General features: G+C 63.8%; 22 protein-coding genes and 1 pseudogene. 10 read left to right on the forward strand and 13 right to left on the reverse strand.

Annotation, left to right across the window (positions count from 1 at the left end):
• The first annotated feature begins 40 nt into the window (after positions 1-40).
• Entirely contained in the window at positions 41-424 is a 384-nt protein-coding gene (locus ACFOJ9_RS23680) for a hypothetical protein (RefSeq protein WP_378981841.1), read from the forward strand.
• A gap of 259 nt (positions 425-683) precedes the next feature.
• Here ACFOJ9_RS23680 and ACFOJ9_RS23685 read toward each other — a convergent pair whose 3' ends face one another.
• Both ACFOJ9_RS23685 and ACFOJ9_RS23690 read right to left on the reverse strand, forming a co-directional pair.
• Positions 684-869 (reverse strand): hypothetical protein, encoded by a 186-nt coding sequence (locus tag ACFOJ9_RS23685; protein ID WP_378981843.1) that lies wholly within the window; start codon positions 867-869, stop codon positions 684-686.
• 91 nt (positions 870-960) lie between these two features.
• Positions 961-2,859: a PatA/PatG family cyanobactin maturation protease gene (locus ACFOJ9_RS23690; protein WP_378981845.1), complete on the reverse strand. Its 1,899-nt coding sequence runs from the start codon at positions 2,857-2,859 to the stop codon at positions 961-963.
• A gap of 126 nt (positions 2,860-2,985) precedes the next feature.
• Here ACFOJ9_RS23690 and ACFOJ9_RS23695 point away from each other — a divergent pair, with 126 nt between their 5' ends.
• Positions 2,986-3,123, forward strand: coding sequence for a hypothetical protein (locus ACFOJ9_RS23695; protein WP_378981847.1), 138 nt, complete (start codon positions 2,986-2,988; stop codon positions 3,121-3,123).
• Between the two features lie 182 nt (positions 3,124-3,305).
• Here the strand turns inward: ACFOJ9_RS23695 and ACFOJ9_RS23700 are convergent, their stop codons facing one another.
• From ACFOJ9_RS23700 to ACFOJ9_RS23720, 5 genes are all read right to left on the reverse strand, one after another.
• Positions 3,306-3,605: an HlyU family transcriptional regulator gene (locus ACFOJ9_RS23700; RefSeq protein WP_378981849.1), complete on the reverse strand. Its 300-nt coding sequence runs from the start codon at positions 3,603-3,605 to the stop codon at positions 3,306-3,308.
• A 111-nt stretch (positions 3,606-3,716) separates the two neighbouring features.
• The gene (locus ACFOJ9_RS23705) at positions 3,717-4,409 is read right to left on the reverse strand and encodes a PadR family transcriptional regulator (protein WP_378981851.1); all 693 of its coding nucleotides are present in this window, start codon (positions 4,407-4,409) and stop codon (positions 3,717-3,719) included.
• Between the two features lie 159 nt (positions 4,410-4,568).
• Complete coding sequence (locus ACFOJ9_RS23710) at positions 4,569-4,937, reverse strand: thiol-disulfide oxidoreductase DCC family protein (protein WP_378981853.1); 369 nt, start codon at positions 4,935-4,937, stop codon at positions 4,569-4,571.
• The gene (locus ACFOJ9_RS23715) at positions 4,938-6,002 is read right to left on the reverse strand and encodes a DMT family transporter (protein ID WP_378981855.1); all 1,065 of its coding nucleotides are present in this window, start codon (positions 6,000-6,002) and stop codon (positions 4,938-4,940) included.
• Positions 6,003-6,126: 124 nt separating this feature from the next.
• Entirely contained in the window at positions 6,127-6,420 is a 294-nt protein-coding gene (locus tag ACFOJ9_RS23720) for a GYD domain-containing protein (protein WP_378981857.1), read from the reverse strand.
• Between the two features lie 302 nt (positions 6,421-6,722).
• Here ACFOJ9_RS23720 and ACFOJ9_RS23725 point away from each other — a divergent pair, with 302 nt between their 5' ends.
• Together ACFOJ9_RS23725 and ACFOJ9_RS23730 are read left to right on the forward strand one after the other, a co-directional pair.
• Positions 6,723-7,409, forward strand: a complete 687-nt coding sequence (locus tag ACFOJ9_RS23725; protein WP_378981859.1) for a TauD/TfdA family dioxygenase — start codon at positions 6,723-6,725, stop codon at positions 7,407-7,409.
• On the forward strand, positions 7,376-7,777 hold the full coding sequence (locus tag ACFOJ9_RS23730) for a TauD/TfdA family dioxygenase (RefSeq protein WP_378988005.1): 402 nt from the start codon (positions 7,376-7,378) through the stop codon (positions 7,775-7,777). The genes ACFOJ9_RS23725 and ACFOJ9_RS23730 overlap by 34 nt, the downstream gene beginning before the upstream one ends.
• 70 nt (positions 7,778-7,847) lie before the next feature.
• On the opposite strand, the gene rpoD is transcribed toward ACFOJ9_RS23730, so the two are convergent.
• The 3 genes from rpoD to ACFOJ9_RS23745 all read right to left on the reverse strand — a co-directional run bounded on the left by rpoD (position 7,848) and on the right by ACFOJ9_RS23745 (position 12,751).
• Positions 7,848-9,869 carry an RNA polymerase sigma factor RpoD gene (gene rpoD, locus ACFOJ9_RS23735; protein ID WP_378981861.1) on the reverse strand — a complete coding sequence of 674 codons (2,022 nt, stop codon included), beginning with the start codon at positions 9,867-9,869 and terminating at the stop codon, positions 7,848-7,850.
• Between the two features lie 427 nt (positions 9,870-10,296).
• On the reverse strand, positions 10,297-12,243 hold the full coding sequence (gene dnaG, locus ACFOJ9_RS23740) for a DNA primase (protein WP_378981863.1): 1,947 nt from the start codon (positions 12,241-12,243) through the stop codon (positions 10,297-10,299).
• A gap of 139 nt (positions 12,244-12,382) precedes the next feature.
• On the reverse strand, positions 12,383-12,751 hold the full coding sequence (locus ACFOJ9_RS23745) for an RcnB family protein (protein WP_378981865.1): 369 nt from the start codon (positions 12,749-12,751) through the stop codon (positions 12,383-12,385).
• A gap of 83 nt (positions 12,752-12,834) precedes the next feature.
• On the opposite strand from ACFOJ9_RS23745, the gene ACFOJ9_RS23750 reads away from it, so the two are divergent.
• The 4 genes from ACFOJ9_RS23750 to ACFOJ9_RS23765 all read left to right on the forward strand — a co-directional run bounded on the left by ACFOJ9_RS23750 (position 12,835) and on the right by ACFOJ9_RS23765 (position 16,405).
• Entirely contained in the window at positions 12,835-13,143 is a 309-nt protein-coding gene (locus ACFOJ9_RS23750) for a hypothetical protein (RefSeq protein ID WP_378981867.1), read from the forward strand.
• Positions 13,140-14,804, forward strand: coding sequence for a Na/Pi cotransporter family protein (locus ACFOJ9_RS23755; RefSeq protein ID WP_378981869.1), 1,665 nt, complete (start codon positions 13,140-13,142; stop codon positions 14,802-14,804). Before ACFOJ9_RS23750 ends, ACFOJ9_RS23755 begins: the two co-directional genes overlap by 4 nt.
• A 108-nt stretch (positions 14,805-14,912) precedes the next feature.
• Positions 14,913-15,146 (forward strand): DUF2061 domain-containing protein, encoded by a 234-nt coding sequence (locus ACFOJ9_RS23760; protein WP_378981871.1) that lies wholly within the window; start codon positions 14,913-14,915, stop codon positions 15,144-15,146.
• A 74-nt stretch (positions 15,147-15,220) separates the two neighbouring features.
• Positions 15,221-16,405, forward strand: a complete 1,185-nt coding sequence (locus ACFOJ9_RS23765; protein WP_378981873.1) for an MFS transporter — start codon at positions 15,221-15,223, stop codon at positions 16,403-16,405.
• Positions 16,406-16,410: 5 nt separating this feature from the next.
• Here ACFOJ9_RS23765 and ACFOJ9_RS23770 read toward each other — a convergent pair whose 3' ends face one another.
• Positions 16,411-18,657, reverse strand: a complete 2,247-nt coding sequence (locus ACFOJ9_RS23770) for a heavy metal translocating P-type ATPase (protein WP_378981875.1) — start codon at positions 18,655-18,657, stop codon at positions 16,411-16,413.
• Positions 18,658-18,764: 107 nt separating this feature from the next.
• On the opposite strand from ACFOJ9_RS23770, the pseudogene ACFOJ9_RS23775 reads away from it, so the two are divergent.
• Together ACFOJ9_RS23775 and ACFOJ9_RS23780 are read left to right on the forward strand one after the other, a co-directional pair.
• Positions 18,765-19,179 (forward strand): annotated as a pseudogene (locus tag ACFOJ9_RS23775) (MerR family transcriptional regulator).
• Between the two features lie 66 nt (positions 19,180-19,245).
• A complete protein-coding gene (locus ACFOJ9_RS23780) occupies positions 19,246-20,283 on the forward strand; it encodes a DmpA family aminopeptidase (protein WP_378981877.1) in 1,038 nt (345 codons plus the stop codon).
• 6 nt (positions 20,284-20,289) lie between these two features.
• Here ACFOJ9_RS23780 and ACFOJ9_RS23785 read toward each other — a convergent pair whose 3' ends face one another.
• Together ACFOJ9_RS23785 and katG are read right to left on the reverse strand one after the other, a co-directional pair.
• The gene (locus ACFOJ9_RS23785; protein WP_378981879.1) at positions 20,290-20,847 is read right to left on the reverse strand and encodes a GNAT family N-acetyltransferase; all 558 of its coding nucleotides are present in this window, start codon (positions 20,845-20,847) and stop codon (positions 20,290-20,292) included.
• Positions 20,848-21,029: 182 nt separating this feature from the next.
• Positions 21,030-23,225 (reverse strand): catalase/peroxidase HPI, encoded by a 2,196-nt coding sequence (gene katG / locus ACFOJ9_RS23790; RefSeq protein WP_378981881.1) that lies wholly within the window; start codon positions 23,223-23,225, stop codon positions 21,030-21,032.
• Between the last annotated feature and the right edge of the window lie 6 nt (positions 23,226-23,231).

Here is a 23,231-nt window from a genome sequence, read left to right on the forward strand (position 1 = left end):
ACTCCCAACAACTGCAAAGTAAACCTACCTGGAAATGTTCATGCCGCATTCACGCATTCTCGGATTCCGGCAAGTTGAACGGATCGTCACGAAAACCGTCTTCCATCTCCTCGAAGAAACCGGTCGCGTGCGTTCTGGCGCGTGCAGCGACAGGCTCATCCCGAATGCAGGCCACCCCTACGGATGGAGCGAGGCCAGCGGTGCAAGCTGGGCCGGTTTTCTGAAACGCGTCGAAACCATGCTTCGCTCAGAACGACCTGACTTTCGTGTGAAAATCATCGCCACGGATGGCCACAAGACTTGGAAATACCCGCTTGGAGTGTCGATACACCTGATTACGGCAAAGGTCTTGTCTGGAAGTCCGGCACGGGGGCCCGACGGGTATGATTCCAGAAGATCCAATGGCTCCTCAAGGATCCATTGACGGCAGGCCAAGTGGCCGGCGGCGCCAAAGGCGGGCCGTCAGAGCGAGTGGGAAGATGGACCAGAAAAGGGCAAGGCCATGCCGACACAATTGTGCCGGCATGGCCTTTATGCCGCCATTCCGCGGGAGGAGCGCGTAGGCGGCGATGTGCTTCGGATCGAAACATTGGGAGGCTGAGAGGAACCCGCAGCCTGCGGGGTGAATAAACCCGACAACGAGTTGACGCGCGCCTGCCTGAGGCGCGCGTCAACAAATCGCGTTAGTTGCAGAGCAGGTCGCAGCCGAGCAGACAGTAGGTCTTGTCCGGCTCGGGCAGGAACTGACACCCGATGTAGCAAAGGTCGCAAGCGTCGACCGACGCATTCACGCGCGACGTTGAGGCCTGGTAGTCGCGCTTGCGCGATACCGGAACTGTATTGCTCGAACTGCCGTATTCGAATCGCATTGTAGGCTGCATTTTCGTTCCTTTCCGAATGCGGGAGTTGAAACGCCAAACCCTAGGCGCTCCCGCGGACGCCGTTGGGCATTGATATGTGCTAGTTCCGCGGGCGCTCGCTCCAGGTCGAGGCCTTGCCGATGCGGACCGGAATGATGTCACCGACATCGACCGTGTACTGGATGACCCTGATCGAGGCAGTCGTGTCGGAGGGCACGAAGAAATGCATGGCCACGTCGAAGCACTCGGCGCCGGTGCGGCAGGCCACACTGCGGCTCACCTTGATCTCGTCAAGAACCAGCTGGATGCCATGTTGATCCTTGACGAACTTGATCAGTTCATCGGCGTCCAGCGCTGCGTAGTTGAGGGCCCTGTCGCGGCCGGCCACACCGAGATTTCGATATCGCCGGGTGGTCATCGCCGTGTAGTCTTCGAAGAAGGTCGTGACTTGGCGGAGGACGCCGGCATCCTCTGGCTCCGCTTTATCCGACTGCAAGCCGATTGCCTTGCGCGCCACCTTCTTGATGTCCCACTCCACGATACCGCGGCTGCTGGGGAACAGCAGCGGCACCGTCTCGCCGGACATCAGGCGCAGGGAGCCAACCGAGACGCCAGGAACAGCGACCAGCGAAAGGTCGCCCTTCTCCTGGGCTTCGAAGGCGGCGATGAGGTTAGCATAGGTCTGGTAGGCGAATGCGCCGGCTGGCTGCAGCGCATAGGCCGGGGTGCCGTCGATGGTGAGCGTCCAGATTAGGCGCTCGATCTCTTCAGGCGTTTTCTTCAGATAGGCGATCAGCTTGGCGACCGTGAATTTCTCGTTCTTGTCCTCATCGAGCATAAACTGGAAGATCGAGTCGCGCCGGCTTTCGGAACCGAAATCGAAGCCGATGTTGCCCAGCGCGTAGACCAGCTGCTTCTCGGGCTTTGCGCCGCCGCGGCCGCAGCCGCCCGCCTTTCCGCCGCAGCCACAGCCGCCATCGCCACACGATGCCGTCACCGACCCGGCGCGGCCCGAGACAGACAATGCCGGCGGGGCAGGCTGCAGTTCCGCGCCAAAGTCGGGTTGGCTTTCGCCCGAGGCGCGAACCGGCCGGGTGAGGTCTTCGGTAACAAGGGTATGGGTGGTGTCGCCAATGCTTTCCATGACAAGTCTCCTTCGTTTCAAGAGGGTTTTTGCTCCGGCCGGGTTCAGCCGACCGGCAAGGCAGGTAAGGGCAGTCTCCGGTGAGCAGTTGGAGGCGCTTTCGAGGAGCGCGGCGCGAACGGCGAGCGGTGCGGCCACTCCGCCGGCCGCAATCTGTTCGCAAAGCAGCAATGCTGCGTGGCCGGACACGATCGGCGTCGCGAAGCTGGTGCCGCTGAGTCTGATCGTACCGCCGCCCACCGCGGCCCCGAGCACGTTCTTGCCAGGGGCGAGAAGCCCGGTCGCCGCGTAGGCCGCGCTCCAGTTGCTGGACCTGAGCGGATCGCCATTCTCGTCCGCCGCGCCGACGGCCAGGACCGTCGGATAGCTTGCGGGTGTATGAGGGCAGTCGCAGCTGTCGTTGCCGGCGGCGGCAACGACAAGTATGCCTGCCTCCTCACAGCGGTTGAGGGCTTCGCGCAGCAGCGGTTCGGGATCCAGTGAGAAGTCGAGTTGACCGCCGCTGATGTTGATCACATGCGCGCCCCGTTCGACCGCGAGGGTGAGCGCGCGGGCCAGGTCAAGTTGCGAACAGGTGAGCGCTGCGTTTGCCCGCGAGCCGAAGACTGGCAGCGCTATGCCACGACACCCCGGCGCAATGCCGGGGACCGGACCGCCCGGCTGGCCGAAGATGATGCTGGCCACATGCGTTCCGTGATCTGTTGCCGGACATCCGGCGCGAGGAGCCGGAGATTGTCCGAAAGGCGCCTGGAGAAGCGCGCCTGCAAAACACGGATGCGCAAGATCGACCGGGCCGTCGAGCACCGCGATACAAATCTCGGCGCAACCGGGGCGCTGTTTGAGCGCAGCATGCATGATGTCATCCCACAAGAACCTCTATCGGTTGGGGATATCCCTCATGCCGTGAACCGGGCGTCTGATAGGCGTTAATGTTTTGTGAAAAGTCCGCTCCTCAGAAGAGAGCAGCTAGCGACAGTCGATTTGGCCGCGGGCGGCCACCAAACTCTGCGGGTCGCTCTTGCGTCCGGCGACGCCAATCGCTCGGCGCTGGCTGCCGGCGAAGAAGCTGCCGGCTCCTCCGCCGACGATCCCGGCATGACGGTCGGCCAGACGCTGTGATCGCCCCAGTTGATCGTGCTGGGCTGACCTACATTTGCCTTTTGGCGATTGCTGACGTTTGAGCCAGCGGTGCACTCGGCCGTATCGTTCTGCGACAGAGGATGCTCACGCTAAGCCAAGTTAGCCACGAAGGTTGATTCCTGGTGCAAAGCCGACGTTCGTCGCCTCGACCAGTCCCGTCCCTACCCGAAAATCCGCTCGCCCTGCTCGTCGACCAGTTGCATGCCCTTCTTGATCGAGATGTCGACGGCGTCGTCGAGCCCGGCGAAGCGGTCGGCGCGGATGAATTTGTGTTCCTTCACCACGCCGTCGATCTCCTTGGAGACGACACCGCAGGTCTGGTACTGGCCGTCCGTTTTGTAGGGCGTGGCGCTGACCAGAAAACCCTTGTGCTCGACCTGCTTGGCTGGTGCCGTGCTCTTGGGCTCACCCGCCTCGGCGCCGCCGCCACCACCGCCGAAAAGACGCTTCAGAAAAGACATCGGGCTTCCTCCACAGCATTCATCCCGCACCATGTAGCGTGGCGCGGGATGAATTTCACTATCGGTCCTTGGCCTGCCGGGCAAGAGGTGCGCCGGCCGTAGGAGAAGGTGTCACTTGCGCGACAGTGCTTCCAGCGCCTCGGCTGCGGCTTCGAGAATGGCGATCGCCTCGGCCTGCTTGTCGGCCGGGGCATCGACGAAGTCGCCGAGAGCCGCGCGCAGCCGGTGGCGGACAGCGCGGAATTCGTCGCGCGCCTCCGAACGGCCACCACGACCGCCGCGACGCCCGCCCTCTTCGCTCTCGTCGTTCCAGCCGAACCAATCGCGCGCCTTGGCCATCTTGCGGCCGAAGCGCTCGAGATGCTCGAGCACGCCGTCGATCATCTCGCGGTTGTCGGCAAGATGCGCCTGGCCTGCCTCGGTGATCGAGAACACCTTCTTGTTGCCGTCGGCGGCGGACGCGGCATAGCCGGCTTCTTCCAGGAAGGTCAGCGTCGGGTAGACTACGCCCGGGCTCGGGCTGTAGATGCCGCTGGTGCGCTCTTCCAGAGCCTTGATGATGTCGTAGCCGTGACGCGGCGCCTCGGCCAGCAGCGACAGTGTGATCAGCTTCAGATCGCCGTCGGCCAGCATGCGCCCGGCGCGGAACATGTCGCCCGGGCCGCCGCGTCCACCGCCGCGACCACCGTGCCCGAACGGGCCGAAGCCGCCGCCCCCTCTGCCACCAAATTTGCCGCCGAATTTGCCGGCCATGTGCATGAACATGCGCTCGCCGAAATGATTGTTCCCAAAATGTTTGTGCATTGATTGCTCCTTGAGTTGTATCTTACGATATATCTTAACTGGGCTCGCGCTGCCGAGGAGTCAAGATATATCTTACGATGTATCTCGATACGGCGCCAGCGGGCTCGATTTTCCAGTCTGGGCCGCTTCATTGCGAACGGCGGCCACCGATAAATTCGGCTACCAGCGGCCCTTGCGCCGGTTCCAGGCATAGAGCAGGTCGGCGAAACGATCATAGGCAAAGCGTGTCAGCGGCAATGCAACCGGATTGCCGAACAAGGTCGCCAGCCAGCCCTCGCCCGGCGTGACCTTCCACACGGCGATGGCAACGTCAGCGCCGACCAGCAGCCCGCCCGCCGCATCGGTGGCGTGCAGCCGGCGGCGGACGTCTTCCAGGGAGGCGCCATGTCCGGCAAGCGCTGCCGGTTCAAAGTTGATGTCTCGGAACTCGATCCGTCCGGCCTTGACCGCTTCGATCAGCCGCCGCTTCTGCTGGCTGATTCCGGCGTCACAAACCGGGCAGCGCGTGTTGTACCAGACGGTCAGCATCTATCCGTGGCCATGCCTGTGATGCAGGTCGGGATAATGCGGATGCCGGTGGCGCATCGGCGCATGCCGGTGCCAGTGCGAATGCGACTCGCTCACCGGCCCATCATGATGGTGCTGGTGATGCTCGTCATGCACATGGCTGTGCTCGTGCTCCAGCGCCTCGTGGTCGTGCTCGTGCTCATGACGCTCCGACAGATGCAGCCAGAGGCCGACGCCCATCAGAAGCCCAGCAACCGCCAGCTTGAGCGTGACAGCATCACCCAGGATGGCGATTGCCAGCAACGCGCCGATAAAGGGGGCGAGCGAGTAATAGGCCCCTGTCCGTGCGGTGCCGAGATGACGCAGCGCCACGATGAACATCACCAGGCTGACTCCTATGGCAAAGAAGCCGACGGCTGCGGTGAGCGCGACGATTGACACTGGGGGAAACGAAGCCCCACCGGCAAGCGCCAGTCCGACATTGACGACACCCGCCACCAGCCCCTTGAGCATCGCGATCACCACCGGGTCGGTGGCCGAGATATTGCGCGTGAAATTGTTGTCGATCCCCCAGGCCACACAAGCCGCCGCCACCAGCAGGGCGCCACGGTTGAAGGCGATGCCCTCACCTTGCCACGACAGAAGAACGGCGCCCGCCAGAATGGCGAAGGCGCCAAAAAGCAGGCGCCGGTCGACATTCTCGCGATAGACGAGCCAGGCGATTGCCATCGTCGCCAGCCCTTCCAGATTAAGCAGCAGCGCCGAACTGGACGCCGTGTTGAGGGTCAAGCCGAACATCAGCAGCACCGGCGCGATGATGCCGCCCATGCCGATTGCCAGCGCCAGCCAGGGAATATCCCCAGCGGTCAGTTGCGCTTCCCCGGCTGCAGCCTGCCTGCCCCGGAGCAGGCGATACAGAGCAAGGCCGAGACCGGCACCGAGATAGAGCAGTCCAGCCAGCATGAAGGGATTGACGCCATTAAGCAGCAGCTTGCTGAGCGGCGGCGTCGCACCGAACAAGGCGGCCGAGCCAAGCGCGAGCGGCACGCCGGGCCACAGATGCGAATGCGTGTGCGGTTCGGACATGGCTATATCCTAACGCACATCATCCAAAGTGCGCAGCGGTTTTGGGGCAACGACATGCCACAAAACAAAGACCTGAAACGCGTCGACTGAACCCCGTTTCAACGCGACGCGCTTCTAGCGGGCCCTATCCGAGCGAGGTGATGATCTCGCGGTAGGCGAATTCGGGAAAGGCCTTCAGCGTCCGCGTCCTGACATTGCCGGCCGCCGCCAGCATCAGCGAGAAACGCGCCAGCACCGCGTCATCGGGCGCTTCGACCACCGCCACCATGTCGTATTCACCCATGGTCAGGTAGAATGCCTTGAACGATCCGCCCATATCTCCCAGCTGCTTCCTGGCGGCGTCGAGCCGCTTCGGTGAATCGCGCACGTTTCTGGCGCCCTGCTCCGTCCAGTTCATCAGCACGATGTAGCTTGTCATGGCACACCTCCCTCCGGGCCACGGAGCACGGCGGCTTCGCCGGGGCGGGCATCCGGGTTGTCGCCCAGAAAATGCATCCGACGCCGAATTATCCTCCCGCGGCGAACGTCCCGCAAGGACTATCGCGCCGGCGCCCGATTGCCGGGTGAAGGCGAGCCTCGCGCCAGGCGCACGAAGGCGGCATAGCGACGACCGCAAAACAGTCGGCAGCGACCAGGGAAAGCCGGTTTAAAAACCCGCCCGATTGCGGCAATCTCCGTCGTGGCCAATGTCCGAAACCGGTCAGGCCGCAGGAGAACTTCATGCGCGAGATCATCGACCTGCCGCCAGGAAAGATCGAAATTCCTGCCGCGTGGACCGGCGAGGACATAGCTAAGCATCCCCAGAATTGGCTGATCGAATTGGACCCGCGGGACGTCGCGGAATTGGAATTGGCGGCGACCGGCTTTCTCGCCCGCTCGCAGGATATTGGCAATTTGACCAAGGCTGATTTCCCCTTGCCCCGGCTTGCCAGCCATCTTGCCGCCCTTCGCGAAAAACTCATCGCAGGCATTGGGTTCGAGGTGCTTCGCGGTCTCCCGGTCGGGAGATACTCCGCGCAAATGGCGGCAACGATCTTCTGCGGGGTCGGCGCGCATCTGGGAAGCGCACGGTCCCAGAATGCCCAAGGCCATATCCTCGGCCATGTCCGCGACATAGGCGCCAACGCCAAGGACACCACGACACGCATCTACCAGACGTCGGAGCGCCAGACGTTTCACACCGACTCTGCCGATGTCGTCGGTCTGCTCTGCCTAAGGGATGCCATGCAAGGCGGCGAGTCCCTGCTGGTCAGCACGGTGACGATCTACAACGAGATGCGCAAACGACGACCCGATCTGGTCCGCCGCTGTTTGATCCGATCGCCACCGACCGGCGCGGCGAGATACCGGAAGGGGAAAAGCCCTACTTCGAAATTCCGGTCCTCAATTGGCATGCCGGATTGCTGACCGGCATCTATCAGCGCCAGTATATCGACAGCGCGCAACGCTTCCCGGATGCCATGCGGCTGAGCTCCGCGCATGTCGAAGCGCTGGATCTCTTCGACAGCCTTGCCAATGACCCGAAATTAAACCTGTCGATGCGGCTCCGGCCTGGCGACATGCAGTTTGTCTACAACCATTCGCTGCTGCACGACCGCATGGGCTTTCGGGATTGGCCAGACCCGGACAAGCGGCGCCATATGCTGCGCCTGTGGCTGTCGGTCCCCGGCGACCGTCCGCTGCCTGAGTGCTTCAGGCAGCGCTATGGCTCGATAGAGATCAGCGACCGGGGCGGCATCATCGTCAAGGGGGCACGGCTGAACGTGCCGTTGTAAAAAAGGCCCGGAACGGCGGACGCTCCGGGCCTTCTAATGAATTGAGCTGGCCGGCGACCGCCGTCCGAGCCTAGCTGTCCAGGAAGCTGCGCAGCTTGCGCGACCTGCTCGGGTGCTTGAGCTTGCGCAGCGCCTTGGCTTCGATCTGGCGGATACGTTCGCGGGTGACCGAGAACTGCTGGCCGACTTCTTCCAGCGTATGATCGGTGTTCATGCCGATGCCGAAGCGCATTCTGAGCACGCGTTCCTCGCGCGGCGTCAGCGAGGCCAGCACGCGCGTGGTGGTCTCGCGCAGATTGGCCTGGATCGCCGCGTCGATCGGCAGGATCGCCATCTTGTCCTCGATGAAATCGCCGAGGTGCGAATCCTCCTCGTCGCCGACCGGCGTTTCGAGCGAGATCGGCTCCTTGGCGATCTTCAGCACCTTGCGCACTTTTTCGAGCGGCATAGCGAGCTTTTCGGCCAGTTCTTCCGGCGTCGGCTCGCGGCCGATCTCGTGCAGCATCTGGCGCGAGGTGCGCACGATCTTGTTGATCGTCTCGATCATGTGCACCGGAATGCGGATGGTGCGCGCCTGGTCGGCGATCGAACGCGTGATCGCCTGCCTGATCCACCATGTCGCGTAGGTCGAGAACTTGTAGCCGCGGCGGTATTCGAATTTGTCGACCGCCTTCATCAGGCCGATATTGCCTTCCTGGATCAGGTCGAGGAACTGCAGGCCGCGATTGGTGTATTTCTTGGCGATGGAGATGACGAGGCGCAGATTGGCCTCGACCATTTCCTTCTTGGCGATCGCGGCTTCACGCTCGCCCTTCTGCACCTGGTTGACGATCTTGCGGAATTCCAGGATCGAGATCGCCGTTTCGGTGGCGAGGTTCTGGATTTCGGCGCGCAGGTCGCGGATCGCGTCCTTCTCGTTCTTGGTGAATTCCTTCCAGCCGCGCGAGGTCAAATTGCCGATCGCGCGCGTCCAGTTCGGATCGAGTTCGGAACCCTGGTATTCCTTCAGGAACTCCTCGCGGCGCACGCCGTAGCTTTCGGCGAGCCTGAGCAGCTTGCCTTCGTTCTGCACCAGGCGCTTGTTGATGTCGTAGAGCTGCTCGACCAGCGCCTCGATGCGCGCCGTGTTGAGCGACAGCGACTTCACCGCCTTGATCAGCTGGTCCTTCAGCTCCTTGAGCCGGCGGTCCTGGCTGGGCGACAGCGTGCCGGCCGCGGCCAGACGGTTCTCGACCTGCTGGTCCTGCAGCTTCCTGAGCTTCTTGTAGGTGTCGGCGATGACGTCGAGCGTCTCCATCACCTGCGGACGCAGTTCGGCTTCCATCGCCGCCAGCGACAGGCTCGCCTCGTCCTCGTCTTCCTCGTCGTCATCGACCAGCCCGCGCGTATCGGCGGCGACGTTGGTGATGTCTTCTTCCTCGTCGCGAGAACGGCGCGGCTTCTCTTCGACCTTGGCTTCCTCGATGCGCTCGACCACCGGCGCCTGCTTGGCCTCGGGGCCGGCATAGGTGGCTTCGAGATCGATGATCTCGCGCAGCAGGATCTTGGATTCGTTGAGTTCGTCGCGCCAGATGATGATGGCCTGGAAGGTCAGCGGGCTTTCGCACAGGCCCGCTATCATCGTCTCGCGGCCGGCCTCGATGCGCTTGGCGATGGCGATTTCGCCCTCGCGCGACAAAAGCTCGACCGAGCCCATCTCGCGCAGATACATACGCACCGGATCGTCGGTGCGATCGGTCGGTTCTTTCTTGGTGGTGGTGGCGGCGACCGCGGTGCCGGTCTGCTCGGCCAGTTCGTTGGCGTCTTCCTCGGCATCGGCCGCGGTGTCGGCGGCCTCGGGCTCCTCGCCCTGCTCGTCGTCCTCGACCACGTTGATGCCCATGTCGGACAGCATCGCCATCGTGTCCTCGATCTGCTCGGAGGTCACTTCCTCAGAGGGCAGCACCGAATTCAGCTCGTCCATGGTGACATAGCCGCGCTTCTTGGCGGCCTTGATCATCTTCTTGACAGCATCATCGGAAAGGTCGAGCAGAGGGCCATCGGTGGCGCCTTCGCGTTCGGTTTCGACCTCTTCCTTTTCCTTTGTCGCCATAGTCTTTATCTTCTCCTAGCGGCCGAACATCGAAGCCGCGTAAGCTGTCGGACCAGTCAAATCGGATGCGCTCGCTTATGAAACGCGCCTCACCGGGCCAGTAACTGCATCAACTCGTCGTTTGGTGTATGTCGTTGCCCCAAAACTGGTTTCCCCTTTTGGGCGACATGCATTAAGTCCAGATTAACCCTGATATCTGTGGCAGGCAGCCTGCCTGTCCAGTGACCAGTACCTCACATCGCCTATTTCCCGTCGATGCGGGTTCGGGTTAACGTTTCGAATCGTCCTGATTCCGCCAATCTGCCAGAAGGTCAAGCGCCTCTCGCATGATTCGCATGAAAAAAGCGAATCAATTACCCGACTTAGCCAGCCACGCGCCATTTGGACGCGCAACAACGCTTATTTCACTCTCTTCAAACTTCAAAAACTAAGCTCGCCCGGCCCTGCCCGACGACACGCCGAATCCTTCGATCAGCGCTTCCGTCGCCTGTACATCCTGAAATTGCGCCTGAATTTCGATCAGGTGCCGGTAGTTTTCGTCTGTGGGATCGGTGGCGAGCGCCGCTTCCGCCTGTTTCAGCTCCTTATGTAAGGTGCGCGCGCTGCGCTGCAAGTGCAGTGCCTGGCTGAAAGCATCGCGGGCATCTTCAAGGGCAGCGGTCTCTAGCGCCGGCCATTGCCGCATGCGCCGGATCAGGCCGACGGCCCGCTCCCAGATCTCGGCGCAGCCGGCGCGCTCGACCGTCGCGATAACGGCCTGACGGTCATTGGCCATGTCATGCGCCATCGCGTCGAGGATCGCCGCATGCAGCCGCCTCAGATCGGAGTTGGCGAGATCGAGAAACTCGATATGGGCGAAATTCTCGTCGATCAGTGCCGGATGGTTGATCAACGCGACGATGATCGTCGCCTCGCGCACCGACATCCCCTCGCCGCCGCGTTTGACCAAAGCCGACTGGCCGAGGCTTTCAGTGATCGCGATGCGGCCGCCACCGCTCTTGGCGAACTGTCCCCCGGGTGCGGCTGCCTTGCCTTGGCCGCGCTCGCCTGGCCGGCCGCCATCTTGACGTCCCTGGCGCGCACCGCGCAGCGAGCCGAAGAAGCTCAACACGCGCTCGCGCATCTCCTGTTGATAGTGGTAGCGCAGACTTTCGTCGCGGATGCGGCTGGTCAGCTCGCGCAGCGTCTTCTCGAGTTCGGCCCGCCGCTCCGGCGTATCGAAGACACCGCCCGCCGTCTCGCGCATCCACAACAGATCGACCAGCGGCCGTGCTTCGGCCAGCACGATGCGGAACGCGTCCGGTCCTGCGGCCTTGACTAGGTCGTCGGGATCCTTGCCTTCCGGCAGCAGCGCGAAGCGCGCCGAGCGCCCCGCCTGCACCGACGGCAGCGCCATGTCGGCGGCGCGCCACGCCGCCTTCAGCCCGGCCTTGTCGCCGTCGAAACACAACATCGGCTCCGGCGCCATGCGCCACAACAGTTCGAGCTGGTTTTCGGTGAGCGCCGTGCCGAGCGGCGCCACGACATTCTCGAAGCCTGCCTGTGCCAGTGCGATCACATCCATATAGCCTTCGACGGCGATGACCGTGCCGTCCTTGGCCAGTGCCTTTCGGGCGCGGGCGAAATTGTAGAGCACGTTGCCCTTGTGGAAGAGCTCCGTATCGGGCGAATTCATGTATTTGGCCAGCGCATCGGGCTGCAACGCGCGACCGCCAAAGGCGATGATCTTGCCGCGCGAATCCGGGATCGGGAACATGATGCGGTCGCGGAACCAGTCATAGGAAACCGGGATGTCGTCGCCGTGGCGGACCAGTCCGCAGGCCTCGATATCGGCCTTGGGAACGCCCTTGGCGGCGAGATGCTCCTTGAGCGCATTGCGGCTGTCGGGTGCGAGGCCGAGCCGGAACGATTGCTGCGTCGCCGGCGTCAGCCCGCGATCGCGCAGATAGGCGCGGGCTTTGGCGCCTTCCGGTCCCTGCAGCCGTTCCTGAAAGAAACTGGTCGCCATCTCCATGACATCGGTCAGGCTGGCGCGTTCCTTTTCGCGCCGCTCCTCCTGCGCATCGCGAACCGGCATCGGCACGCCGGCCATGTCTGCGATCTTCTCAACCGCCTCGGGAAAGCTCATCCCATCGAGTTCGGTGAGGAATTTGAAATGATCGCCCGAGACCGAACAGCCGAAACAATGGTAGCGGCCCTTCTTGTCCTCGCAGTGGAAGGACGGGCTCCTCTCGCCATGGAACGGGCAGCAGGCCCAATAATCGCCGCGCGGCGCGTTGGTTTTCTTCCTGTCCCACGCAACGCGCTGGCCGATCACCGATGAAATCGGCACACGGTCGCGTATCTCGTCGAGGAAGGCGGGTGGAAAGCGCATCGGGGAACTCGTTTCCCGATTATATAATCATGCCCGCGAAATCCGACGACCCCTAATGCGGGCCATACCCGGTTTCCACAGGGTAAAAAGAAAGGCGGCCGCTGCGGCCGCCTCCCTTCAATGTCCGGCAAGGTGCCGGTTACTGCGCGGCAAGCGCGCCGAAGATAACGCCGGAGAGCACGCCGACCAGCACATAGTCGTTGCCGACGCGGATCCATTCCTGGCCGCGGCCGGGACGATGCAGGCCGTAGCGGCCATAGTCGCGGATCGGCTGGTGACGCTTCCAGCTGGAATATCTCTGGCCATTGCGCCAGTTGTTGCGCTTCACGACGACCTTCTTCTTGAAGACGCGCTTCTTCACATCGCTGTGGTGACCGGGCTTCTGCCAGTCGACCTGGCTGTAATTCGACCGCGGCGCGTTCGGCGCATTCAGCGGTGCGGCCTGGCCGGTGAGCGACGTGGCGGCCAGCATCGAGAAAGCGAGGGCCGAAAGGACAATGCGTTTCATGAGAAGTCTCCTTGGTTGTCGATATCAGAGCAATAGTTGCCCATCGATGAACCGAAACTGAACGCCAGCATTACAATTGTGTAATGAATTCCTCCATTTACACAAGAAAGCTGAACAACATCGCAAAGGCAGGAGCCAAGTGCCTGGCAAACCCGGCCGATCCGCCGCATCGCAGCGGCCCGGCAATGCAACCATTTGCGCGTCCGTCCATTTTCCGACACGGCCTGTCGCGCTGCAACGGCCCCTTGAAATCGACAAGATTTTATTATCCGGCTAAAATATTCGAGCTATTATCAGACACCGCCATGAGCATGATTCGTATCTTCGTTTTCCTTTCTGATCGCCACGCAGGCCGCGTCGCGCATCCTGTTCGCATGCAGGCGGCAAAATGAGCGGTTCCGTCGTCCTTCTGCATCTGGCCGGCGCCGTGGCGCTGATGCTGTTTGCCACTCGCATGGTGAAGACCGGCGTCGAGCGCGCCTATGGCGACGTGCTGCGCCATCGTCTGCGCGCCACCATGCGCAATCCGATCATGGCGGTGCTGGCCGGTACCGGCCTCGCCATCGCCCTGCAGAGCTCCACCGCCGTCACGCTATTGGTCGGCTCCTTCGCCGGCTCCGGCATCGTCTCGGGTGCCGCCGGCCAGCTTGCCGTGCGCGGCGCCGAGATCGGCTCGGCGCTGGTGGTCAAGCTGCTGACCTTCGATCTCACCCTGCTGGTGCCGCTCTGCCTCATCACCGGCACGGTGATGTTCATGGCCACCGAGCGGCGCGACTGGCGCCAGACCGGCCGCATCCTGGTCGGCATCGGCCTTCTGATCCTGTCGCTGGAGATGATCGGCCAGGCATCGGAGCCGCTGCGCAACAGCCAGCTCATGCCGGTGATCATCAACTACTTCTCCACCGATTCCATCACCGCCTATCTGCTGGCGGCGCTGATCACCTGGCTGTTCCAGTCGAGCATCGCGGCGGTGCTCTTGATGGCAACTCTGGCTGGCCGCGGCCTGATCTCGCCTGAACTCGGCGTCGTTCTCATCCTTGGCGTCAATCTCGGCTCATCGATCATCGCGCCGATGCTGACCCGCTCGTCGAGCCCCGAGGTGCGCGTCGTGCCGATCGGAAACCTCTTGATGCGCGGACTTGGCTCGCTGGTCATGCTGATCCTGGTCATGATCTTCAGGCCTCACTTCGCCTTTCTTGGCTCGACGGCGGCGGACCAGATCGTCAACGCCCACATCCTGTTCAATGTGCTGATCCTGCTCGCCGGCCTGCCGCTGGCCGGCTTTGTCTATCGCGCCTCGGAGAAGATCGTCGCACTGGGTACCAGGCCGGCGCCGGCCTCCACGCTCGACGTCGTCGAGCTGTCGGCGCTCAACGAAAGCGCGCTGGACGTGCCGAGCCAGGCGCTGGCCAACGCCACCCGCGAGGTGGTGCGGGTCTGCGAGACGATCGAGATCATGCTCAAGCGCATCATCGAGCTCTATGAGAGCGCCGACGCCGACAAGATCAAGGCGCTGGCCGCACTCGACGACCGCGTCGACCGCAGGCATGCGGCGATCAAGCTTTACCTCGCCAAGCTGACCAGGAACCCGCTGACCGAAGACGAGGCGCTGCGCTGCCAGGAACTGATCGGCGCCTGCGTCAAGCTGGAGCAGGTCGGCGACATCATCGTGCGCAACATGCTGGTGCATGTGAAGAAGAAGTTCGAGCGCGGGCTAGAATTCACCGACGAGGGCTGGAGCGAGCTGTGCGCCTTCCATGGCTCGGTGCTGGCCAATGCGCGGCTTGCCTTCAATGTCCTGGTGTCGCGCGATCCCGAGACTGCCCGTCAGCTGGTGCTGGAAAAGGACCAGCTGCGCGACCGCGAGAAGGAAACCAGCGCCAGCCATTTCGTGCGGCTGCGCGACGGCACCGCCAAGAGTGTCGAGACCAGTTCGATCCATCTCGACACCATCCGCGACCTGAAGCAGATCAATTCGCTGCTGGCCTCGATGGCCTATCCGGTGCTGGAAGAACGCGGCCTGCTCACCGGGTCGCGGCTGAAGGCGAGCTGATTCACGACACCATCAAGCACCGCCATCGTTTCGGCGGCAAAATATCTTTGCTCTGTTTCCCCCAGTCGGGATAAGGGTCGGTCGGGCCCAGCCTTTCGGAGGAAATCGATGGACACTCATTCGCGCAGTTTCGCCAAGGCGCTTTCCTGGCGCGTGACCGGCACCATCGACACGATGATCATTTCGCTGGTCGTGACCGGAAGCATCAAGCTGGCGGCCGCCATCGGCATGACGGAGGTCGTCACCAAATCGTTGCTCTATTATTTTCACGAGCGGGCGTGGTTGAAGATTCCCTATGGCCGCAAGACCCCGGGCCTAATGCCACCACTCAAGAAAAGCTAAAGCGGCGACAAAAATTTCTGGATTGCCCGCAAAGCCCATCCGTGGTTTGAGGCCATTCCAGCTAAGGCCTTCCCATGTCGCTTCCGCTCATAGCCCTGTTCATTGCCGCTTTTGCCTTCGGCACCACCGAATTCGTCATTGCCGGCGTGCTGCCGCAGGTGGCTGAGGGGCTTGGCGTTTCGGTTCCCTCGGCCGGTTATCTCGTCTCCGGCTATGCCTGCGGCATCGCCATCGGCGGTCCGCTGCTGGCGCTCGCCACCAAGTCGCTGTCGCGGAAGAGCTTGCTGCTCGGCCTCGCCATCGCCTTCACCATAGGCCAGGCGGCCTGCGCGCTGGCGCCCGACTTCACCTCGATGTTGCTGTTGCGCATTGCCGTTGCGGTCGCGCATGGCACCTATTTCGGCGTCGCCATGGTCGTCGCCGTCGGTCTTGTGCGCGAGGACCAGCGCGGCATGGCGGTTGCCGTCATCCTGTCCGGTCTCACCGTATCCAACGTCATCGGCGTGCCGGCGGGTACTGCGATCGGCAACATCTGGGGCTGGCGCGCGACCTTCTGGGTGATGTGCGCGCTCGGCGTAGCGGCAACGCTTGCCATTGCAGCCCTGTTGCCGCGCACGACCGGATCGTCGGCCAGGCCAGCCGGTTTCGCCCGCGAGGTTCGCGTGCTGGCCCGCCAGCAGGTCTGGACCTCGCTGATCCTGATGTTGATGCTGATGATCGGCCAGTTCGGCCTGTTCACCTACATCACCCCGACCTTGCTTGAGGTCACCGGGCTCGACGAGAACCTGGTGCCGTGGGTGTTGCTGCTCAACGGCGTCGGCGCAACGCTCGGCGTCTTCCTCGGCGGCAAGCTCTCCGACTGGAAGCTGATGCCGTCGCTGATCACCATGCTGGGCCTGCAGGCGGTGACGCTGGCCGTCATCTATGCCGTCAGCCCCTATCCCCTGCCGATGGTTGTCGCGATCGTCATCTGGGGCGGTCTCAACTTCGCCATCGGCACACCGATCCAGACCCGCATCCTGGCCTGGACGGCCGACGCCTCGAACCTCGCTTCGTCGCTCATTCCGTCCGGCTTCAATGTCGGCATCGCGCTGGCTGCGTCGCTGGGCGCAGCCATGCTCAATGCAGGCTATGGCTACCGCAGCCTGCCGCTGCTCGGCGCCATCGCCATGCTGGTCGCCGTCGCGGTGGCGCTCGCCTCCTATGTCTGGGAAGGACGCAGCAACGCCACGCCGCCGCTGACGGTCCCAGCTGAGTAGACCACTCACCCGCGCCAGCGCAGCAGGCGCATGGCATTGGCGGTGACCAGCACGGTGGCGCCGGTATCGGCCAGGATCGCCGGCCACAGGCCGGTGATGCCGGCAATGGTGGTGACCAGGAACACCGCCTTCAGCCCGAGCGCCACGCTGATGTTCTGGCCGATATTGGCCATCACCGCCCGCGACAGCTTTACCATGCGCACGACGTCCATGACGCGGCCATGCAGGATTGCCGCGTCCGCGGTCTCCAGCGCCACATCGGTGCCGCCGCCCATGGCGATGCCGATGTCGGCGGCGGCGAGCGCCGGCGCATCGTTGATGCCGTCGCCGACCTTGGCCACTTTCAGCCCCTCGCGCTGCAATTCACCGACGATGCGCTGCTTGTCCTGCGGCAACAGCTCCGCCCGCGCCTCGATGCCGAGCGAAGCGGCGATGGCTTCGGCGGTGCGGCGGTTGTCGCCGGTCAGCATCACGGCGCGGATGCCCTCGGCCTTCAGCGCTGTGATCCCGGCCGCCGCATCCGGCCGCGGCTCGTCGCGCAGGGCGATCAGCCCGGCCACCGTGCCATCGGCCACCAGCACCGAAACAGTCTTGCCCTGGCCATTGAGGCTGTCAACGGCAAGGCGCTGCGCTTCAGTCATCACGGCGCGTTCGCCCGCCGCCTGGCCGGAGCCGAGGAAAACCGCGACGCCGCCGACGCTGCCCTCGACACCTTTGCCCGAGATTGCCTTGGCCGCCAGGGCCGGCGGCACCGGCGCCTTGTCGGCCTTGGCCCGGTCAAGGATTGCCACCGCCAGCGGATGGCTGGAGCCCTGCTCGAGCGCCGCCGCCAGCGCCAGCACGGTGCGTTCATCGCGGCCATAGGCCACGATGTCGGTGACCACGGGCTTGCCCGCTGTCAGCGTGCCGGTCTTGTCGAAGGCCACCGCCGTGATCCGGCGAAACCCTTCCAGCACGGCACCACCCTTCATCAACAGACCACGCCGCGCGCCGGCCGCAAGGCCAGCTGCGATCGCAGCAGGCGTCGAGATGACCAGGGCGCAGGGGCAGCCGATCAGCAGGATCGCCAGGCCCTTGTAGATCCATTCGTTCCAGTTGCCGCCGGCAAGCAGCGGCGGCAGCATCGCCACCAGCGCGCCGACCGCCAGCACTGCCGGCGTGTAGGTGCGCGAGAAGCGGTCGATGAAGCGCTCGGTCGGCGCCTTGGCCTCCTGCGCTTCCTCCACCAGCCGCACGATTCGGGCGATGGTGTTGTCGGACGCGGCCGCTGTCACCCGCACCTTGAGCACGCCGTCGGTGCTGATCGTGCCGGCAAAGACGGCGTCAGCGACACCCTTGCGCTTCGGTGTGCTCTCGCCGGTCACCGGCGCCTCGTCGATATCGCTCAACCCCTCGACGATCTCGCCGTCGGCCGGGATACGGTCGCCCGGCCGCACCACGATGACATCGCTGACCGCAAGGTCTTCGGCGGGAACCTCTGATGTGCCGCCCGCCCGCTCGACCAGGGCTGTCTTCGGCACCAGATCGGCAAGCCCCTGGATGCTCGCCCGGGCGCGGCCGGCGGCGACACCTTCCAGAAGTTCGCCGATCAGGAACAGCACCACCACGGCGGCGGCTTCTTCCGTGGCGCCGATCATCACGGCGCCTGTCGCCGCGATGGTCATCAGCATCTCGATCGAAAACGGCGTGCCGGCCAATGCCGCCATCAGCGCGCGCCGCGCGATCGGCACCAGGCCGACCAGCAAAGCGGCCAGGAATACCCAGCGCTCGGCCACTGGGAACAGATGGCCGATGCCGTAGGCGGCAACAAGCGCCGCCGCGCAAGCCAGCGTCAGCACTGCCCGGCGGGAGCGCCACCACGCCTGACCCGGCTCGGCATGGCTGTGGAGATGAGATGACCCCGCAGCCTCCTTGGCGACCGGTTCGCCGCCATGCTCATGGTCGTCGCCGGCGTGATTGTGGCCCTCGTGGTCATGGTCAGCATGGTCATGCGCCGAAGCTGCCGGCGATGCACGCCTATCGGTCTTGCCTTCCGCTCTGACGATGTCATAGCCGAGCCGCGCCACCTGCTGCAGCACCTTCTCTTCCGGCAGTGCGCCGCCGTGGCTGACCGTCATGCTGGCGCCGGTCACCGAAACCGAGACATCGGCGACGCCGTCGAGGCGACGCACCGCTGTGTCGATCTTGGCCGCGCAGGAGGCGCAGTCCATGCCGCCGATCTTGAACCGTGTCTGCCTGAGGGGTGCCGTCATCACATTACCTGTCTGTCTTGCCCGCGCGGCGTCGCCGCATGGGTCTTGAATCCTGATGTCCAGCACTGTAATTGCTCTAGTCACTAGAGCTTCAAGAGGAAAATTTCATGTTTTCGATCGGTGATCTCTCGCGCCGAACCGGGGTCAAGGTGCCGACCATCCGCTACTACGAGCAGATGGGCCTTGTTGCGGCGCCCGAGCGCTCGGAAGGCAACCAGCGCCGCTATTCCAGGCAGGAGCTGGAGCGGCTGGCCTTCATCCGCCACGCCCGCGACCTCGGTTTCGCTGTCGAGGACATCCGCTCGTTGATCGAATTGAGCGGCCATCCCGAGCAGCCCTGCGGCCACGCCGACCGGATCGCCGAGGAACAACTGATCTCGGTGCGGGAAGATTGCCCAGCTGAAACGGCTGGAGGCCGAGCTCGAACGCATCGCCACCTGCTGCAATGGCAAGACGGTCGGCGACTGCTACGTCATCCGCGCCCTGTCCGACCACGCGCTTTGCGCTGACGAGCATGGTTGACATTCCAATAGGGTCCCGGCGCGGACCTCGACCTGGACGCGGGTCGTTTGTGAGCCAGGAGCAGGCATGACCACGACTGTCGGCGACTTCGGCCTGACCTGCGGCATCCTGCCGACGGGCGCCAACAATGCGATCACCGACGTGCCTGGCGTCCGTGTCGGTCACTGCACGCTGCGCAACGGCGACATCAACACCGGCGTGACCGCCATCCTGCCGCATGGCGGCAACATGTTTCGCAACAAGGTGACGGCGGCAAGCCATGTCATCAACGGCTTCGGCAAGACGGTCGGCCTGACGCAGGTGCAGGAACTCGGCACCATCGAAACGCCGATCCTCCTGACCAACACGCTCTCGGTCGGCACCTGCGCAACGGCGCTGATCCGCGACGCGATCCGCCTGAACCCGGATATCGGCCGCACGACCGGCACCGTCAACCCAGTGGTCGGCGAGTGCAATGACGGGCAGCTGAACGACATCCAGGCACTGGCGATATCAGAGGAACACGCGCTTGCGGCGCTGGCGGATGCGCATGAAGGCGCGGTCGAGCAGGGCAATGTCGGCGCCGGAACGGGAATGAGCTGCTTCGGCTTCAAGGGCGGCATCGGCTCGGCGTCCAGAAAGATCGCGCTCGGTGGCGAACGTCATCTTGGTGTTCTCGTCCTGTCGAATTTCGGCAAGCCCGGAGACCTCCTGCTCCCCGATGGGCGCAAGCCCGATTCCAGGCAACCGGACCAGGCCGAACGCGGCTCGATCATGGTCGTTCTGGCAACCGATGTTCCGCTCGAACACCGCCAGCTCGAGCGCGTGACGCGCCGAGCCGGCGCAGGCATCGCAAGGCTCGGCTCCTTCTGGGGCCATGGCAGCGGCGACATAGCCATCGCCTTCAGCACCGGCAACATGGTCGACCACGACGAAGCCCGCGATCTGGTGCCGCTGCTCACCCTCAACGAAGCGCGCATCGACCTCCTTTTCCGGGCGGCGGCGGAGGCCACGCAGGAAGCTGTGTTGAACTCCATGCTGGCCGCCCAGGCCTTCACAGGCAGGGCCGGCACGCGTCGCACGTCGCTCGCCGACTGGCTGCGCGATCAGGCCGAAAAGGCATAAAGCGAGCTACAGCTCGATCCGGAACCGCAAACTCTCCACCCCGCCATAGGCGGCGTCCTCGAAGAAGCGTTCGACGAGCTTGCCGCCATTGGCCAGGATCACCTTGTGCGAGGCCGGATTGCCCGGCTTGGCGGTGATCTCGACATAGGGCAGGCCGACCGCCCTCGCTTCCTCCAGCATCAGCCGCAGCGCCTCGGTGGCGTAGCCGCGCCGTCGCTTCCATGGCACCACTGCATGGCCGATATGGCCGAGTACATGCGGCGGCAGAGCGGCCGTGCCAGGTTGCCAGCGGAAGCCGATCGAGCCCGACGCCTCGCCATCCCAGATCCAGCGGCGGAAGCCCGGCAGGCGCGGCACCTTTTTGCCGTCGGGCAAGCTGATCGCGCCACCCTTGGCCTGGGGATCATCGAGGTCGGCGAGAAAGGCCACTGGATCCTTTTCGATTGCCGCAAGCTGCTCGCGCGTCGCTTCTTCGAGCCGCACATTGTCCGGCGACCAGCCGCGCTCGAGCGCCGCCTTGTAGGACGGCAGATGTTCAAGCGCGGGTTTGACGATTTCGACCATATTCCACCGGTGGGAGACGCTACGCCGGTAAAATAGCATCCTTGCCCGGGAAGGCACGGGCCACGAAAGAGCGGGCTCTTACGACAAGGGCCGCGTTCCCATCGCTGGAAACGCTGCCCCGATCTTATGTGCTTTGGAGGACTGGCACTCCGGCGCGGCTGCGCCGGAGGCCTTACGCGAGTTCAGGCGATCTCGAAGCGGTCGGCGTTCATCACCTTGGTCCATGCCGCGACGAAATCCCTGGTGAATTTCGCCTTGGCATCCGCTGACCCGTAGACCTCGGCAAGCGCGCGCAGTTGGGCGTGCGAGCCAAAGATCAGGTCGGCACGGGTGCCAGTCCACTTGACCGCCTTGGTCTTGCGGTCACGCGCCTCGTAGACTTCGTCGGAGCCGGCGGCCGGATCCCAGACCGTGTTCATGCCGAGCAGATTGACGAAGAAGTCGTTGGTCAACGTACCCGGCCGGTCGGTGAGCACGCCGTGCTTCGACTTGGCGGTGTTGGTGCCGAGCACGCGCAGACCGCCGACTAGAACAGTCATCTCGGGCGCGGTCAGCGACAACAATTGCGCCCGGTCGACCAGCATGGCTTCGACCGACATCGGCTGCTTGCCCCTGACATAGTTACGGAAGCCATCGACTTTCGGCTCGAGCGCGGCAAAGGAATGGACATCGGTCTGCTCCTGCGAAGCATCCATTCGACCCGGCGTGAACGGAACCTTGGCCTCCTGACCGCCGTCCTTCGTCGCCTTCTCGACCGCGGCGACGCCGCCGAGAACGATGAGGTCGGCCAGCGAGATCTTTTTCTCGCCGGTCTGTGCCGCGTTGAACTCCTTCTGGATGGTTTCCAGCTTCGCCAGCACCTTCGACAGTTCAGCCGGCTGGTTGACGTCCCAATCCTTCTGTGGCGCGAGCCGGATGCGTGCGCCATTGGCACCTCCGCGCTTGTCGGAATTGCGGAAGGTCGAGGCCGAGGCCCAGGCAGTCGAGACCAGTTCGGAGACCGACAGGCCCGATGCCAGGATCTTCGCCTTCAACGACGCAATATCCTGCTCGCCGACCAGTTCGTGGTCGACCGCCGGGATCGGATCCTGCCAGATCAACTCTTCCTTCGGCACGAGCGGGCCGAGATAGCGAACGGCCGGCCCCATGTCGCGATGGGTGAGCTTGTACCAGGCACGGGCGAAGGCATCGGCGAACTGATCGGGATTCTCATGGAAGCGCCGCGATATCTTTTCGTAGGCCGGATCGACCCGCAGCGCGAGATCGGTGGTCAGCATGGAAGGCGCGTGGCGCTTGGACGGATCGTGGGCATCCGGCACGGTGCCGGCACCGGCGCCGCCCTTCGGCGTCCACTGATGAGCGCCTGCCGGGCTTTTCGTCAGCTCCCACTCGAAGTTGAACAGATTGTCGAAGAAGTTGTTGCTCCACTTGGTCGGCGTCGTGGTCCAGGTGACCTCGAGGCCCGAGGTGATGGCGTCGCCGGCAATGCCAGTGGCATGCTTGCTCGACCAGCCGAGGCCCTGCGCCTCGATGCCAGCACCTTCCGGCTCCGCACCCACCAGCGAGGCATCGCCGGCGCCGTGGGTCTTGCCGAAGGTGTGACCGCCGGCGATCAACGCCACGGTCTCCTCGTCGTTCATGGCCATGCGCGCGAAGGTCTCGCGGATGTCGCGTGCCGAAGCCAGCGGATCCGGTTTGCCGTTCGGCCCTTCCGGATTGACATAGATCAGGCCCATCTGCACGGCGCCGAGATGGCCGTGGAGTTCGCGGTCACCGGAGTAGCGCTTGTCGTCGAGCCACTTGGTCTCCGAACCCCAGTCGACGTCCTGTTCCGGCTCCCAGACGTCGGCGCGGCCGCCAGCGAAGCCGAAGGTCTTGAAGCCCATGGACTCCAGCGCGACATTGCCGGTGAGGATCAACAGGTCGGCCCAGGAGATCTTCCTGCCGTATTTCTGCTTGACCGGCCACAGCAGCCGGCGCGCCTTGTCGAGATTGGCATTGTCCGGCCAGCTGTTGAGCGGAGCAAAACGCTGCTGGCCTGCACCGGCGCCACCACGGCCGTCGCCGATGCGATACGTGCCGGCACTGTGCCAGGCCATGCGGATGAACAGCGGCCCGTAATGGCCGAAATCGGCCGGCCACCACTCCTGCGAATCCGTCATCACCTGATGCAGATCCTTGATCACCGCATCGAGATCGAGCGACTTGAATTCCTTGGCATAGTCGAACTCCTCGCCCATCGGGTCCGAAAGGTTCGATTGCTGATGGAGAACGCCAAGGTCCAGTTGGTTTGGCCACCAGTCACGGTTGCTCCTGCTGGAAGACCCATGCGCAACGGGGCATTTGCCCGCGCTGGGATCATCAGTTTGTGCGTCCATGTTTTT

Source organism: Mesorhizobium cantuariense (assembly GCF_042647205.1).
Classification (GTDB): domain Bacteria; phylum Pseudomonadota; class Alphaproteobacteria; order Rhizobiales; family Rhizobiaceae; genus Mesorhizobium; species Mesorhizobium cantuariense.

Excerpts from the sequence above, each read along its gene's own strand:
- ACFOJ9_RS23680 (WP_378981841.1), top strand. The coding sequence starts at position 41 with ATGCCGCATTCACGCATTCTCGGATTCCGGCAAGTTGAACGGATCGTC.
- ACFOJ9_RS23685 (WP_378981843.1), bottom strand. The coding sequence starts at position 869 with ATGCGATTCGAATACGGCAGTTCGAGCAATACAGTTCCGGTATCGCGC.
- ACFOJ9_RS23690 (WP_378981845.1), bottom strand. The coding sequence starts at position 2,859 with ATGCATGCTGCGCTCAAACAGCGCCCCGGTTGCGCCGAGATTTGTATC.
- ACFOJ9_RS23700 (WP_378981849.1), bottom strand. The coding sequence starts at position 3,605 with ATGTCTTTTCTGAAGCGTCTTTTCGGCGGTGGTGGCGGCGGCGCCGAG.
- ACFOJ9_RS23705 (WP_378981851.1), bottom strand. The coding sequence starts at position 4,409 with ATGCACAAACATTTTGGGAACAATCATTTCGGCGAGCGCATGTTCATG.
- ACFOJ9_RS23710 (WP_378981853.1), bottom strand. The coding sequence starts at position 4,937 with ATGCTGACCGTCTGGTACAACACGCGCTGCCCGGTTTGTGACGCCGGA.
- ACFOJ9_RS23715 (WP_378981855.1), bottom strand. The coding sequence starts at position 6,002 with ATGTCCGAACCGCACACGCATTCGCATCTGTGGCCCGGCGTGCCGCTC.
- ACFOJ9_RS23720 (WP_378981857.1), bottom strand. The coding sequence starts at position 6,420 with ATGACAAGCTACATCGTGCTGATGAACTGGACGGAGCAGGGCGCCAGA.
- ACFOJ9_RS23725 (WP_378981859.1), top strand. The coding sequence starts at position 6,723 with ATGCGCGAGATCATCGACCTGCCGCCAGGAAAGATCGAAATTCCTGCC.
- rpoD (WP_378981861.1), bottom strand. The coding sequence starts at position 9,869 with ATGGCGACAAAGGAAAAGGAAGAGGTCGAAACCGAACGCGAAGGCGCC.
- dnaG (WP_378981863.1), bottom strand. The coding sequence starts at position 12,243 with ATGCGCTTTCCACCCGCCTTCCTCGACGAGATACGCGACCGTGTGCCG.
- ACFOJ9_RS23745 (WP_378981865.1), bottom strand. The coding sequence starts at position 12,751 with ATGAAACGCATTGTCCTTTCGGCCCTCGCTTTCTCGATGCTGGCCGCC.
- ACFOJ9_RS23750 (WP_378981867.1), top strand. The coding sequence starts at position 12,835 with ATGAATTCCTCCATTTACACAAGAAAGCTGAACAACATCGCAAAGGCA.
- ACFOJ9_RS23755 (WP_378981869.1), top strand. The coding sequence starts at position 13,140 with ATGAGCGGTTCCGTCGTCCTTCTGCATCTGGCCGGCGCCGTGGCGCTG.
- ACFOJ9_RS23760 (WP_378981871.1), top strand. The coding sequence starts at position 14,913 with ATGGACACTCATTCGCGCAGTTTCGCCAAGGCGCTTTCCTGGCGCGTG.
- ACFOJ9_RS23765 (WP_378981873.1), top strand. The coding sequence starts at position 15,221 with ATGTCGCTTCCGCTCATAGCCCTGTTCATTGCCGCTTTTGCCTTCGGC.
- ACFOJ9_RS23770 (WP_378981875.1), bottom strand. The coding sequence starts at position 18,657 with ATGACGGCACCCCTCAGGCAGACACGGTTCAAGATCGGCGGCATGGAC.
- ACFOJ9_RS23780 (WP_378981877.1), top strand. The coding sequence starts at position 19,246 with ATGACCACGACTGTCGGCGACTTCGGCCTGACCTGCGGCATCCTGCCG.
- ACFOJ9_RS23785 (WP_378981879.1), bottom strand. The coding sequence starts at position 20,847 with ATGGTCGAAATCGTCAAACCCGCGCTTGAACATCTGCCGTCCTACAAG.
- katG (WP_378981881.1), bottom strand. The coding sequence starts at position 23,225 with ATGGACGCACAAACTGATGATCCCAGCGCGGGCAAATGCCCCGTTGCG.